At 72.2% G+C, this 13,566-nt stretch carries 14 protein-coding genes; 11 read left to right on the top strand and 3 right to left on the bottom strand.

Annotated features, from left to right (window positions below; genetic code table 11):
- From AB0N17_RS35305 to AB0N17_RS35290, 4 genes are all read left to right on the top strand, one after another.
- A partial coding sequence (locus tag AB0N17_RS35305) for a flavodoxin-dependent (E)-4-hydroxy-3-methylbut-2-enyl-diphosphate synthase (RefSeq protein WP_366015721.1) occupies positions 1-687 on the top strand: 687 nt, incomplete at its 5' end.
- A 165-nt stretch (positions 688-852) separates the two neighbouring features.
- Entirely contained in the window at positions 853-1,701 is an 849-nt protein-coding gene (locus AB0N17_RS35300; RefSeq protein ID WP_366015720.1) for a GNAT family N-acetyltransferase, read from the top strand.
- Between the two features lie 75 nt (positions 1,702-1,776).
- Positions 1,777-2,307: a GNAT family N-acetyltransferase gene (locus AB0N17_RS35295; protein ID WP_366015719.1), complete on the top strand. Its 531-nt coding sequence runs from the start codon at positions 1,777-1,779 to the stop codon at positions 2,305-2,307.
- A 74-nt stretch (positions 2,308-2,381) separates the two neighbouring features.
- Positions 2,382-4,085: a proline--tRNA ligase gene (locus tag AB0N17_RS35290; protein ID WP_366015717.1), complete on the top strand. Its 1,704-nt coding sequence runs from the start codon at positions 2,382-2,384 to the stop codon at positions 4,083-4,085.
- A 164-nt stretch (positions 4,086-4,249) separates the two neighbouring features.
- Here AB0N17_RS35290 and AB0N17_RS35285 read toward each other — a convergent pair whose 3' ends face one another.
- Genes AB0N17_RS35285 through AB0N17_RS35275 form a run of 3 tightly spaced genes read right to left on the bottom strand, consistent with a single transcriptional unit; the run spans position 4,250 to position 6,198 of the window.
- On the bottom strand, positions 4,250-5,158 hold the full coding sequence (locus AB0N17_RS35285) for an aminoglycoside phosphotransferase family protein (protein WP_366015715.1): 909 nt from the start codon (positions 5,156-5,158) through the stop codon (positions 4,250-4,252).
- 51 nt (positions 5,159-5,209) lie between these two features.
- A complete protein-coding gene (locus AB0N17_RS35280; protein WP_366015714.1) occupies positions 5,210-5,704 on the bottom strand; it encodes a ferritin-like domain-containing protein in 495 nt (164 codons plus the stop codon).
- On the bottom strand, positions 5,701-6,198 hold the full coding sequence (locus tag AB0N17_RS35275; RefSeq protein WP_366015713.1) for a hypothetical protein: 498 nt from the start codon (positions 6,196-6,198) through the stop codon (positions 5,701-5,703). The genes AB0N17_RS35280 and AB0N17_RS35275 overlap by 4 nt, the downstream gene beginning before the upstream one ends.
- Positions 6,199-6,405: 207 nt before the next feature.
- Between AB0N17_RS35275 and rimP the strand changes: the two genes are divergently transcribed.
- From rimP to truB, 7 genes are all read left to right on the top strand, one after another.
- Complete coding sequence (rimP, locus tag AB0N17_RS35270) at positions 6,406-6,918, top strand: ribosome maturation factor RimP (protein WP_366015712.1); 513 nt, start codon at positions 6,406-6,408, stop codon at positions 6,916-6,918.
- A 2-nt stretch (positions 6,919-6,920) separates the two neighbouring features.
- Positions 6,921-7,907: a transcription termination factor NusA gene (nusA, locus tag AB0N17_RS35265; RefSeq protein ID WP_366015711.1), complete on the top strand. Its 987-nt coding sequence runs from the start codon at positions 6,921-6,923 to the stop codon at positions 7,905-7,907.
- Between the two features lie 121 nt (positions 7,908-8,028).
- Positions 8,029-8,325, top strand: coding sequence for a YlxR family protein (locus AB0N17_RS35260; protein ID WP_366015710.1), 297 nt, complete (start codon positions 8,029-8,031; stop codon positions 8,323-8,325).
- 145 nt (positions 8,326-8,470) lie between these two features.
- Positions 8,471-11,578 carry a translation initiation factor IF-2 gene (gene infB, locus AB0N17_RS35255; protein WP_366015709.1) on the top strand — a complete coding sequence of 1,036 codons (3,108 nt, stop codon included), beginning with the start codon at positions 8,471-8,473 and terminating at the stop codon, positions 11,576-11,578.
- A 179-nt stretch (positions 11,579-11,757) separates the two neighbouring features.
- Positions 11,758-12,051 carry a DUF503 domain-containing protein gene (locus AB0N17_RS35250; RefSeq protein ID WP_208898485.1) on the top strand — a complete coding sequence of 98 codons (294 nt, stop codon included), beginning with the start codon at positions 11,758-11,760 and terminating at the stop codon, positions 12,049-12,051.
- A gap of 50 nt (positions 12,052-12,101) precedes the next feature.
- Positions 12,102-12,563 carry a 30S ribosome-binding factor RbfA gene (gene rbfA / locus AB0N17_RS35245; protein ID WP_366015708.1) on the top strand — a complete coding sequence of 154 codons (462 nt, stop codon included), beginning with the start codon at positions 12,102-12,104 and terminating at the stop codon, positions 12,561-12,563.
- Entirely contained in the window at positions 12,560-13,465 is a 906-nt protein-coding gene (gene truB / locus AB0N17_RS35240) for a tRNA pseudouridine(55) synthase TruB (protein ID WP_366015707.1), read from the top strand. Before rbfA ends, truB begins: the two co-directional genes overlap by 4 nt.
- Positions 13,466-13,566 lie beyond the last annotated feature (101 nt).

The raw sequence follows: 13,566 nt of genomic DNA, 5'->3' as shown, positions 1-13,566 counted from the left end.
AAGTACGGCAAGGCCACTCCGGAGGCCCTGGTCGAGTCCGCGCTGTGGGAGGCGTCCCTCTTCGAGGAGCACGACTTCCGGGACATCAAGATCTCCGTCAAGCACAACGACCCGGTCGTCATGATCGAGGCCTACCGCCGGCTCGCGGAGAGTTGCGACTACCCGCTCCACCTCGGCGTGACCGAGGCGGGCCCGGCGTTCCAGGGCACGATCAAGTCGGCCGTCGCCTTCGGCGCGCTGCTCAGCCAGGGCATCGGCGACACCATCCGGGTGTCGCTGAGCGCGCCGCCGGCGGAGGAGGTCAAGGTCGGCCTCCAGATCCTGCAGTCGCTCGGCCTGCGCCAGCGCGGCCTGGAGATCGTCTCCTGCCCGTCCTGCGGCCGCGCCCAGGTCGACGTCTACAAGCTCGCCGAAGAGGTCACCGCCGGCCTGACCGGCATGGACGTCCCGCTCCGCGTCGCCGTCATGGGCTGCGTGGTGAACGGCCCGGGCGAGGCCCGCGAGGCCGACCTCGGCGTCGCCTCCGGTAACGGCAAGGGCCAGATCTTCGTCAAGGGCGAGGTCATCAAGACCGTCCCCGAGTCCAAGATCGTGGAGACCCTCATCGAGGAGGCCATGAAGCTGGCCGAGCAGATGCAGGACGAGGGCGTGGAGTCGGGCGAGCCGTCCGTCTCGGTCGCGGGCTGACACCCGCACGCACCCGCTCGTCGTGAGTCCCGTCACCCCCGGTGGCGGGACTCCGCCGTACCCGGGCCCGGGGGAAATGGATCTCCTTTCGCACAGCGGAGCAGGTCATCATCCTGCGAGGTACAGTTCCGGGACCAGCAGAACCCCCAGGGTGAGGCGCCATACGTGTTGACCCAGACCACCTCCCGGGTGCTCGAACCGAGCGACCTCGACGCCGCGCTCGCAGTCCTCGACCGCGAGCCGGTGGCCAACGCCTTCGTCTCCGCCCGGGTCCAGGTCGCGGGCCTCGACCCCTGGCGCCTCGGCGGCGAGATGTGGGGCTGGTACGAGGACGGCATGCTGACGTCCCTGTGCTACGCCGGCGCCAACCTCGTCCCCATCTGCGCCACCCCGCGCGCCGTTCGCGCCTTCGCCGACCGCGCCCGCCGGGCCGGCCGCCGCTGCTCCTCCATCGTCGGCCCCGCCGAGTCCGCCGGCGCTCTGTGGCGCCTGCTGGAGCCCCACTGGGGCCCGGCCCGCGAGGTCCGCAGGCACCAGCCGCTGATGGTCACCGACCGCATGCCCGCCGACATCGCCCCGGACCCCTACGTCCGGCGCGTCCGCAAGGACGAGATGGAGACGATCATGCCGGCGTGCGTCGCGATGTTCACCGAGGAGGTGGGCATCTCGCCGCTGGCGGGCGACGGCGGCCTGCTGTACCAGGCCCGGGTGGCCGAACTCGTCGGCGCCGGGCGCTCGTTCGCCCGCATCGACGATCACGGCCGGGTCGTGTTCAAGGCCGAGATCGGCGCGGCGACCCGTCACGCGTGCCAGATCCAGGGCGTCTGGGTGGCGCCCGAGTACCGGGGGACGGGCATCGCGGCGCCCGGCATGGCGGCGGTGCTGCGCTACGCCCTCGCGGACGTGGCCCCCGTGGTGAGCCTGTACGTGAACGACTTCAACACCGCGGCGCGGCGGACGTACCGGCGCGTCGGCTTCCAGGAGGTCGGCGCTTTCATGAGCGTGCTGTTCTAGCGCGCGTCCCGGGCGGTGCGGAAGCGACCTCCGCGCGCCCGCCCGGCCGTGCGCGGCCCCCTGTACGCTCCGGGCATGGACCTCGTGATCGGCACACTGGACCTCGCAGCCCACGTGGACGAGGCCTTGGCCGTCCAGGCCGTGGCCTTCGGGCTGGGTCCGGACGAAGTCGCCGTACGCCGCCAGATCGTGCAGCGCCACATGCAGTACCGGGGCGCGCGGGCCCTCGGTGCGACCGTCGGCGGTCACCTCGTCGGCTTCGTGTACGGCATGCCGAACGCGCGCACCCACTGGTGGTCCACGGTCGTGGAGCCGTACCTCCGCGCGGGCGGCAACGACTTCTGGCTGGACGACTCCTTCGTGATCACGGAGCTGCACGTCCACCCCGATCACCAGAACCGTGGCATCGGCCGGCGTCTGATCACCAGGATCACCGACACCGCGGCCGAGCCCCGCTCGATCCTGTCGGCGATCGACACCGACAGCCCGGCCCGCGGCCTCTATCACTCCCTCGGCTATGTGGACCTCGCCCGTCAGGTGCACTTCCCGAGCGCGCCCCGGCCGTACGCGGTGATGGGCGCCCCGTTGCCGCTCCGCGGGCGTTAACCGATTTCCACCGGCCCAGCCAGCCCGGCTAACCTCCTTGCCATCACTGATTTCCCGGCAGGAGTACGAGAACCATGGCCAACGCACCGGTCCAGCGCATGTCCCAGTTGATGGCGAAGACGCTGCGCGACGACCCGGCGGACGCCGAGGTCCTCAGCCACAAGCTCCTCGTCCGCGCCGGCTACGTCCGCCGCACGGCCGCCGGCATCTGGAGCTGGCTGCCCCTCGGCAAGAAGGTCCTCTCCAACGTGGAGCGGATCGTCCGCGAGGAGATGGATGCCATCGGCGCCCAGGAGGTCACGCTCCCCGCCCTGCTGCCGCGCGAGCCCTACGAGGCGACCGGCCGCTGGGACGAGTACGGCCAGGAGCTGTTCCGGCTCAAGGACCGCAAGGGCGGCGACTACCTCCTCGGTCCGACCCACGAGGAGATCTTCACCCTCCTGGTCAAGGACCAGTGCACGTCCTACAAGGACCTGCCGGTGATCCTGTACCAGATCCAGACCAAGTTCCGGGACGAGGCCCGCCCCCGCGCCGGCATCCTGCGCGGCCGTGAGTTCCTGATGAAGGACTCGTACTCCTTCGACACCGAGGACGAGGGGCTGGCCCAGTCCTACGCCCTGCACCGCGCGGCCTACCAGCGGGTCTTCGAGCGCCTCGGCCTGGACTACCGCATCTGCGCGGCCACCGCCGGTGCCATGGGCGGTTCGAAGTCCGAGGAGTTCCTGGCCCCGGCCGAGGCCGGCGAGGACACCTTCGCGGACTGCCCGAACTGCGACTTCGCCGCCAACACGGAGGCGATCACCTACGCGCTGCAGCCCGTCGACGCCTCGGACGTGCCCGCGCTGGAGGAGATCCCCACCCCGGACACCCCGACCATCGAGACCCTGGCCGCCTCCCTCGGTGTGCCGGCCTCCGCCACGCTGAAGAACCTCCTGGTCAAGGTGGACGGCGAGATCGTCGCCGTCGGCGTGCCCGGGGACCGCGAGGTCGACCTGGACAAGGTCGAGGCGCACTTCGCGCCGGCCGTCGTCGAGATGGTCACCGAGGCGGACTTCGCCGGCCGCCCCGACCTGGTCTGCGGCTACGTCGGCCCGCAGGGCCTCGGCGAGAAGGTGACGTACATCGCCGACCCGCGCGTGGCCCCCGGTACCTCCTGGATCACCGGCGCGAACAAGGACCAGACCCACGCCAGGAACGTCGTCGCGGGCCGTGACTTCGAGGTCGACGCGTACGTGGACGTCGTCGTGGTGCGGGAGGGCGACCCCTGCCCGAAGTGCGGTACCGGCCTGAAGCTGGACCGCGCCATCGAGATCGGCCACATCTTCCAGCTCGGCCGCAAGTACACCGACGCCCTCAAGCTCGACGTCCTCGGCCAGAACGGCAAGCCGGTCCGCGTCACCATGGGCTCCTACGGCATCGGCGTCTCGCGCGCGGTCGCGGCCATCGCCGAGCAGAGCGCGGACGACAAGGGCCTGGTGTGGTCCAAGGAGGTCGCCCCGGCCGACGTGCACGTGGTCGCCGCCGGCAAGGCCCTGCAGACCGAGCTGGCCCTCGACGTCGCCGAGAAGCTGGCCGCCGCGGGCGTCCGTGTCCTGGTGGACGACCGGGCCGGTGTCTCCCCGGGTGTGAAGTTCACCGACGCCGAGCTGATCGGCGTCCCGCAGATCCTGGTCGCCGGCCGCCGTTCGGCCGAGGGCGTGCTGGAGCTGAAGGACCGCAAGACCGGTGAGCGCGAGGAGCTGTCGGTCGAGGACGCGATCGCCCGTCTGACGGCGTAGCCGGGACGGCCCCGGCGCGGATAGAAGCCCCCTGTGACCCGTGGAGGTCTCAGGGGGCTTCTCCTGTGGCCCTCAGAGCCACCCGGCCGTGGCACTCAAAGCCACCCGGCCGTGGCACTCAAAGCCACCCGGCCGTTGCCCTCAGAGTCATCAGGCCGTGGCCCTCAGAGCCATCCGGCGAATTCGAGCAGCAGTTCCCCGTCCTTCGGCCGTCCCACCCGCAGGGCCCGCACCCCGGACTCCACCGCCCGGAACAGCGTCCAGCCGCGCAGCCGCTCCTGCTCCACCTCCAGCGACTCCGCGAGCCGCTTGATCCGGCGGCGGACGACGGCCGGGCCGGACGGTGCGGCGATCAGGTCCTCCACCCGGTCCCGTACCAGCCGGGCGAGGTCGAAGGCGCTCTCGCCGACCACCGGGTCCGGGCCCACCGCCAGCCACGGCATCCGCTCGCCGGCGAGTACCTTGCTCTGCCGGAACGTGCCGTGCAGCAACCGGTGTTCGGGCGGATCCGCCAGCAGTTCCCCGCGGGCCGCGAGTGCCGCGTCGACCAGCGGTGCCACCTCCGGGGCGGTCTCCGCGCCCGCCCGCATGGCGGTCGCCTGTCTGCCGGTGCGCTCCGCGACGGTCTCGAAGGCATGGCCGGCCGGTGGTTCGACCCACAGCCGGCGCAGCGTGCCCGCCGCCTCCAGCAGGGCCTTCGCCTCCGGCAGCGACCGCACCGACACGTCCGGGTGCAGCCGCTCCAGCAGCAGCACGCCCTCCCGCGTCGGCTCCGGGCCGGTTTCGAGGAGCTGTACGGCGCCCAGGCCGCCCCAGTGCGCCAGGGCCGTCCGCTCGCTCTCCGGGCGGGCGCGCGGCGGGGCCAGCTTCAGCACGGCCGGGGTGCCGTCGGCCCGCCGCACCAGGACCACGAGGCTGCTGCGGCCACCCGGCACCTGCACCCGTTCCACGGTCAACTCGCGCTCGGACACGGCCCGTTCGGCCGCCGCGGGCAGCTTCGTCAGCCAGTCGTCGCCGGCCGGTGCCGTCTCACCGAGCGCCCGTACCAGGCGCTGCGGCGGTTCGAAAGCCATGCGCGAGTCGTTCCCTTCGGTCCGGGTCGTGTCGTACGGGCGGCCGCGCGGTCACGGGGAGACCGAGGCGGAGGCCGACGGCGTCGCACCGGCCGCACCGGTCTCCTCGCCGGAGGACCGCTCGGCGAGCCCAGGGAAGGCTACGCTCTCCCCGCTCCAGCGCACCGCCCGCACGGCGGCCTCCCGCAGCGCACCGGCGGCCGAGCCGCGCCGGTCGCCGGTCGTCGCCCGCACCAGGTCGGCGTACACCCCCGCCATCCGTTCCTCCAGCCGGGCGGCCAGTCGCACCGCGGCCGCCGCGTCCGGCACCGGGAACGGCAGCGCGTACGCGGCGCTCGCCGCCGCCGGCTGACCGCCGAGGTCGCGGACGTCGCGGGTCAGCGCGTCCCGGCGCGCCCGGTGGGCGTCGTACGCCGCCCGGGCCTCGCTCTGCCGCTGCCGGCCGATCCGGCCGCCGACGACGCCGTACCCGTACACGGCCGCGTGCTCCGCCGCCAGCGCGGCCTGCAGCGCGGTCAGCTCGGCGGTCTTCGTCTCGTCGCTCATCCGGCCGCCCCCGCCAGCAGGTACGCGTGCGCGGCTCCGGCCGCCGCCACCGACGCCAGCAGCCGGGCGGTCTCGCCCGGCACCTCCAGCAGGTCCTTCGCCCGCTGGTCGGCGAGGCTGCGCTCGGCCGCGGCGAGCCCGGCGAGAGCGTCCTTCTCGGTGGCAGGGACGGGGGTGCGGGAGGTGGACGGTGTGGCCGGCGCGGGCTTCGTGCCGCCGCCGAAGGCGTGTGCGTGGGCCGCGACCTGCGTGCGCAGCGGGCGCAGCCGCGCCGCCAGGCCCGGGTGGGCGGCCAGCACGGCGTCGTAGTGCTCCAGCAGCTCCCCGCTGTCGCGCGCCGCACGCGCGCGTGCCCGCGCGGTCGCCGACGCGCCGCCTGCGCCCGTGTCCGGATCGGCCGAGCAGCCCACCAGCAGAGCGGCACCGGCGGCCGAGGCGAGCAGGGATCTTCTGCGCGGACCCGAGGGGGTGCGCGGCGGCGGTGGGTACGGCACTGCAGACGTCCTCGGGGCACTCGTACGGAGGGGGATTCGAAAGGGTGGGCGGTACGCCCGTGATCACCGTACCCGCGGACCCGTCCCACGCTACTCACCGGCACCGTCCGGGCACAGGTGGACGGCAACACTCCCCGCGACCGGATACCCTTTGACCAGACACGCGACCCATCCCACAACAGCACACGCGGCCGAGGAGTCACCCGGATGAGCACCACCCAGAGCGAGAGGCTGCGAGAGCTGCTCGAACCGCTCGTCACCTCCCAGGGGCTGGATCTCGAAGAGATCGCTGTGGACTCCGTCGGACGCAAGCGGGTGCTGCGTGTGGTCGTCGACTCCGACACCGGAGCGGATCTGGACGCCATCGCCGATGTGAGCCGTGCGCTCTCGGCGAAGCTCGACGAGACCAACGCGATGGGTGACGCCGCGTACGACCTGGAGGTCGGAACCCCGGGTGCCGAGCGCCTCCTCACCGAGCACCGGCACTTCGTGCGCGCCACCGGCCGGCTCGTGAAGTTCCAGCTGACCGAGGGCGGCGAGCTGGTCGCCCGGATCGTGACGGTCGACGAGGACGGTCTCGACGTCGAGGTCCCCGGGGTCAAGGGCCGCAAGGCGACCGGCCGCAGACTCGGCTTCCCGGAGATCGACAAGGCGCGCGTGCAGGTCGAGTTCAACCGCAAGGACAGCAAGAAGGACATGAAGGAAGAGGAGGAGGCGTAGCCGTGGACATCGACATGAGCGCCCTGCGGGGCTTGGTTCGGGAGAAGGAGATCTCCTTCGACCTGCTGGTCGAGGCGATCGAGTCGGCCCTCCTCATCGCCTATCACCGCACCGAGGGAAGCCGCCGACACGCGCGCGTGGAGCTCAACCGGGAGACCGGGCATGTGACCGTGTGGGCGAAGGAGGACCCCGAGGACCTGGAGGAGGGGCAGGAGGCGCGCGAGTTCGACGACACCCCGTCGGGCTTCGGGCGCATCGCCGCCACCACCGCCAAGCAGGTGATCCTGCAGCGGCTGCGCGACGCCGAGGACGACGCCACGCTCGGTGAGTACGCCGGCCGCGAGGGCGACATCGTCACCGGTGTGGTCCAGCAGGGCCGGGACCCGAAGAACGTGCTCGTCGACATCGGCAAGCTGGAGGCCATCCTGCCGGTGCAGGAGCAGGTGCCCGGCGAGACCTACCCGCACGGCATGCGCCTGCGGTCGTACGTCGTCCGGGTGGCCAAGGGCGTCCGCGGCCCGTCCGTCACCCTCTCCCGTACGCACCCCAACCTGGTGAAGAAGCTCTTCGCCCTGGAGGTGCCGGAGATCGCCGACGGGTCGGTGGAGATCGCCGCGATCGCCCGTGAGGCCGGTCACCGCACCAAGATCGCCGTACGGTCCACCCGCACGGGCCTGAACGCCAAGGGTGCCTGCATCGGCCCGATGGGCGGCCGGGTGCGCAATGTGATGGGCGAGCTGAACGGCGAGAAGATCGACATCGTCGACTGGTCGGACGACCCGGCGGAGATGGTCGCGAACGCCCTGTCACCCGCTCGGGTGAGCAAGGTGGACGTCGTCGACATGGCCGCCCGCTCCGCGCGGGTGACCGTCCCGGACTACCAGCTGTCGCTGGCGATCGGCAAGGAGGGGCAGAACGCCCGCCTCGCCGCCCGCCTCACCGGCTGGCGCATCGACATCCGGCCCGACACCGAGCAGGCCGGGGAGTAGTCCCGGCGCCGGAAGCGGAGCCGGGGAATAGATCCGGGCCGTCCATCGCTCGGATTACGACAACAGCCGTTCGATCTTTGCCCCGAAGGGGTGAGGTCGGTACGGGGAGGTAGACTTAGCTGTGTCTGGCCGGACGCACGCCCGAGCATGCCCTGAGCGCACCTGTGTGGGGTGTCGGGAGCGGGCGGCCAAGAACGATCTCCTGCGGATCGTGAAGATCGAGGACGCGTGCGTTCCCGATCCTCGCGGTACGCTGCCCGGCCGGGGTGCCTATGTGCACCCCGCCCTGGTCTGTCTCGACCAGGCGGTACGCCGTCGGGCGTTCTCGCGGGCACTGCGCGCCCCGGGAGCGCTCGACACAAAGGCGTTGCGCCATCACGTCGAGCAGACAACAGTTGCCGAGCAGGCAACGCCGTAAGACGCGCCGTACGGAACACCGTGCGGCCTGGTACCTCGCGAGTCGAAAGCAGGTCGAGATTGCGATGAGCACTCGATGAGTACGCGATGAGTACGCCCATGAACTAGCGACGGTCCGGCTTCAACCCGGACCTCAAAGGAGCGAAGTGGCTAAGGTCCGGGTATACGAACTCGCCAAGGAGTTCGGTGTCGAGAGCAAGGTCGTCATGGCCAAGCTCCAGGAACTCGGTGAATTCGTCCGTTCGGCGTCTTCGACGATCGAAGCGCCTGTCGTACGCAAGCTGACCGACGCCTTCCAGGGCGGTGGCAACGGCAAGTCCGCCGGCAAGCCCGCCCCGCGCAAGGCTTCCCCCAAGCCCGCCGCGCCCTCTCCGGCGCAGGCGGCGCGTCCGGCTGCCCCGGCCCCGAGGCCGGCAGCCCCCAAGCCCCCGACGGCGCCCGCTGCCCCGCAGCCGGCCGCGTCGTCGGCCCCCTCGGCATCCGCGCCGGCCCCCGGCCCGCGTCCGGTGCCGGGTCCCAAGCCCGCGCCGCGCCCGGCCCCGGCCGCCCCGGAGTTCACCGCTCCGCCGGCCGCTCCGGCCGCGCAGACCCCGCAGGCCCCGGCCGCGCAGGGGCAGACCGGGCAGGGGCAGACCGGGCAGGGCCCGCGTCCCGGTGGCGCCCGTCCCGGTGCGCCGCGTCCCGGTGGCCGTCCCGCCGGCCCCGGTCAGGGCCAGGGTCAGGCCCGTCCCGGCCAGGGCGCCCCGCGCCCCGGTGGCCAGGGCCAGCGTCCCGGTGCCCGTCCGGCCGGTCCGCGCCCGGGCAACAACCCCTTCACCTCCGGTGGCTCCACCGGCATGGCCCGTCCGCAGGCTCCGCGCCCGCAGGGCGGTCCGCGTCCCGGCGGTCCCGGTGCCCCCGGCGCCGGTCCCCGTCCGCAGGCGCCCGGCGCCCAGGGCGGCGGTCCGCGTCCGCAGGCTCCCGGCGGTCCCCGTCCGAGCCCGTCCGGCATGCCCCGCCCGCAGGGCGGCGGTCCGCGTCCCGGCGGTCCGCGTCCGAACCCGGGCATGATGCCGCAGCGTCCCGCTGCGGGCCCGCGTCCCGGCGGCGGTGGCCCCGGCGGCCGCGGTCCCGGTGGCGGCGGTCGTCCCGGTGGCGGCGGCGGTCGTCCGGGTGGCGGCGGCTTCGCCCGTCCCGGTGGCGGCGGTGGCGGCTTCGCGGGCCGTCCCGGTGGTCCCGGTGGCGGTGGCGGTGGCGGCTTCGCCGGTCGTCCGGGTGGTCCCGGCGGTGGCGGCGGCGGTCGTCCCGGCTTCGGTGGCCGTCCCGGCGGTCCCGGTGGCCGTGGTGGCACGCAGGGCGCCTTCGGCCGTCCCGGCGGTCCCGCGCGTCGCGGCCGCAAGTCGAAGCGGCAGAGGCGCCAGGAGTACGAGGCCATGCAGGCCCCGAGCGTCGGCGGCGTGATGCTGCCGCGCGGCAACGGAGAGGCCATCCGTCTCTCCCGCGGCGCGTCGCTCACCGACTTCGCGGAGAAGATCAACGCCAACCCGGCGTCCCTCGTCGCGGTCATGATGAACCTCGGCGAGATGGTCACCGCGACGCAGTCCGTCTCCGACGAGACGCTGCAGCTCCTCGCCGACGAGATGAACTACACGGTTCAGATCGTCAGCCCCGAGGAGGAGGACCGCGAGCTGCTCGAGTCCTTCGACATCGAGTTCGGCGAGGACGAGGGCTCCGAGGAGGACCTGGTCGTCCGTCCGCCGGTGGTGACCGTCATGGGTCACGTCGACCACGGTAAGACCCGACTGCTCGACGCGATCCGCAAGACGAACGTCATCGCGGGCGAGGCCGGCGGCATCACCCAGCACATCGGTGCCTACCAGGTCGCGACCGAGGTCAACGACGAAGAGCGCAAGATCACCTTCATCGACACCCCGGGTCACGAGGCGTTCACCGCCATGCGTGCCCGTGGTGCGAAGTCGACCGACATCGCGATCCTGGTCGTCGCGGCCAACGACGGCGTCATGCCGCAGACGGTCGAGGCGCTCAACCACGCCAAGGCGGCCGACGTGCCGATCGTGGTCGCGGTCAACAAGATCGACGTCGAGGGTGCCGACCCGACCAAGGTGCGCGGTCAGCTGACCGAGTACGGCCTGGTGGCCGAGGAGTACGGCGGCGACACGATGTTCGTCGACATCTCCGCCAAGCAGGGTCTGCACATCGACTCGCTGCTGGAGGCCGTGGTCCTCACGGCCGACGCCTCGCTCGACCTGCGGGCCAACCCGGCCCAGGACGCGCAGGGCATCTCGATCGAGTCCCGTCTCGACCGCGGCCGTGGTGCCGTGGCGACGGTCCTCGTCCAGCGAGGCACGCTGCGGGTCGGCGACACGATGGTGGTGGGCGACGCCTACGGCCGTGTCCGCGCCATGCTCGACGACAACGGCAACAACGTGGCCGAGGCCGGCCCGTCGACGCCGGTCCAGGTCCTGGGCCTGACCAACGTCCCGGGTGCGGGCGACAACTTCCTGGTGGTCGACGAGGACCGTACGGCCCGTCAGATCGCCGAGAAGCGCGCCGCTCGCGAGCGCAACGCCGCGTTCGCCAAGCGCACGCGCCGCGTGTCGCTGGAGGACCTGGACAAGGTGCTCAAGGCCGGCGAGGTCCAGCAGCTGAACCTGATCATCAAGGGTGACGCTTCCGGTTCCGTCGAGGCCCTCGAGTCCTCGCTGCTCCAGCTGGACGTCGGCGAAGAGGTCGACATCCGCGTCCTGCACCGCGGCGTCGGTGCGGTCACGGAGTCCGACATCGACCTGGCGATGGGCTCCGACGCCATCGTGATCGGCTTCAACGTCCGCGCGGCCGGCCGCGCGGCGCAGATGGCCGAGCGCGAGGGCGTGGACGTCCGGTACTACTCGGTCATCTACCAGGCGATCGAGGAGATCGAGGCGGCCCTCAAGGGCATGCTCAAGCCGGAGTACGAGGAGGTCGAGCTCGGTACGGCGGAGATCCGCGAGGTCTTCAAGTCGTCCAAGCTGGGCAACATCGCCGGTGTCCTCATCCGCTCCGGCGAGGTCAAGCGCAACACCAAGGCGCGCCTCGTCCGCGACGGCAAGGTCATCGCCGAGAACCTCAACATCGAGGGTCTGCGTCGCTTCAAGGACGACGTCACCGAGATCCGCGAAGGCTACGAGGGTGGTATCAACCTCGGTAACTTCAACGACATCAAGGTCGACGACGTCATCGCGACGTACGAGATGCGTGAGAAGCCGCGGGTGTAACGGCCCACGGTGGTGAAGCTGGCCGGCGGGACCTCGGTCCTGCCGGCCAGCTTGCCGTTGCGGGGGCCACGCGAAACTCCGTCGAGTCACCGCGTGGCGTCGCGTAACCTTTTGGTGTCCCCGGCTCACATGAGCCCGGGGCCATCGATCCCGTACCGGCGGGTTAACCGGTTACACACATGTACGTGGGGACTCTGTCCTTCGACCTCCTCCTCGGCGACGTCCACTCGCTGAAGGAGAAGCGCTCCGTCGTCCGCCCGATCGTCGCCGAGCTCCAGCGGAAGTACGCGGTGAGCGCGGCGGAGGTGGACCACATGGATCTCCACCGGCGGGCGATCATCGGCCTCGCCATGGTCTCCGGCGACGCGGCGCACCTCACCGACGTGCTGGACCGGTGCGAACGGCTGGTCGCCGGCCGCCCCGAGGTCGAGCTGCTGTCCGTACGACGGCGCTTCCACGGCGAAGACGACTGACGACCAGACCAACACCAGAGCAAGCAGAAGAAAGAACGGGAGACGGACCAGTGGCCGACAACGCGCGGGCGAAAAGGCTGGCGGACCTCATCCGGGAGGTGGTGGCCCAGAAGCTGCAGCGCGGGATCAAGGACCCGCGGCTCGGCTCGCACGTCACCATCACGGACACCCGGGTCACGGGTGACCTGCGGGAGGCGACCGTCTTCTACACGGTCTACGGGGACGACGAGGAGCGGCAGGCCGCTGCCGCCGGCCTGGAGAGCGCCAAGGGCATCCTGCGCTCCGAGGTCGGCCGCGCGGCCGGTGTGAAGTTCACGCCGACCCTCACCTTCGTCGCGGACGCCCTCCCGGACACCGCCCGGACCATCGAGGACCTCCTCGACAAGGCGCGGCAGTCCGACGCCGCGGTCCGCGAGGCCTCCGCGGGCGCCAGCTACGCGGGCGGCGCGGACCCGTACCGCAAGCCGGCGGACGACGAGGCGGCCGAGACGGACGGCGACGCCGCGGAATGACCCAGAAGCACACCACGCCCGACGGCCTCGTCATCGTCGACAAGCCGTCGGGCTTCACTTCGCACGACGTGGTCGCCAAGATGCGCGGGATCGCCCGGACCCGCCGCGTCGGCCACGCCGGCACCCTCGACCCGATGGCGACCGGCGTGCTGGTCCTCGGCGTCGAGCGCGCCACCAAGCTCCTCGGTCACCTCGCGCTGACCGAGAAGGAGTACCTGGGCACCGTCCGCCTGGGCCAGAACACCCTCACCGACGACGCCGAGGGCGAGATCACCTCGTCCACCGACGCCTCCAGGGTGACCCGGGACGCCATCGACGCCGGCATCGCCAAGCTGACCGGCGAGATCATGCAGGTGCCGTCCAAGGTCAGCGCCATCAAGATCGACGGCGTACGGTCGTACAAGCGGGCCCGGGAGGGCGAGGAATTCGAGATCCCCGCCCGGCCGGTGACGATCTCCTCCTTCACCGTGTACGACGTCCGGGACACCGTCGCCGACGACGGCACCCCGGTCCTCGACCTGGTCGTCTCCGTCGTCTGCTCCTCCGGCACCTACATCCGTGCCCTCGCCCGCGACCTGGGCGCCGACCTGGGCGTCGGCGGCCACCTCACGGCGCTGCGCCGGACCCGCGTCGGGCCGTACAAGATCGATACGGCGAAGACCCTGGACCAGCTCCAGCAGGAGCTGACCGTGATACCGATCGCCGATGCCGCCGCTGCCGCGTTCCCGCGCTGGCAGGTGGACACCCGCCGCGCCCGGCTGCTGCTGAACGGCGTCCGGCTGGAGATGCCCGACGAGTACGCGGGCAGCGGACCCGTCGCCGTGTTCGGCCCCGAGGGCGGCTTCCTCGCGCTGGTCGAGCAGCACAAGGGCAAGGCGAAGAGCCTGGCCGTCTTCGGCTGAGCGTGACCGAGCCGCTCCACGGACCGCCCCGGGCGGGTGCCCGTGGAGCGGGGGGGGGGGCCCGGGGGGGCGGGCGCCCCGCCAAGCGGACCCCACCGGAG

It is taken from the genome of Streptomyces sp. NPDC051133, assembly GCF_040682635.1.
Classification (GTDB): domain Bacteria; phylum Actinomycetota; class Actinomycetes; order Streptomycetales; family Streptomycetaceae; genus Streptomyces.
This window is presented reverse-complemented; position numbering and strand designations above follow the sequence as displayed.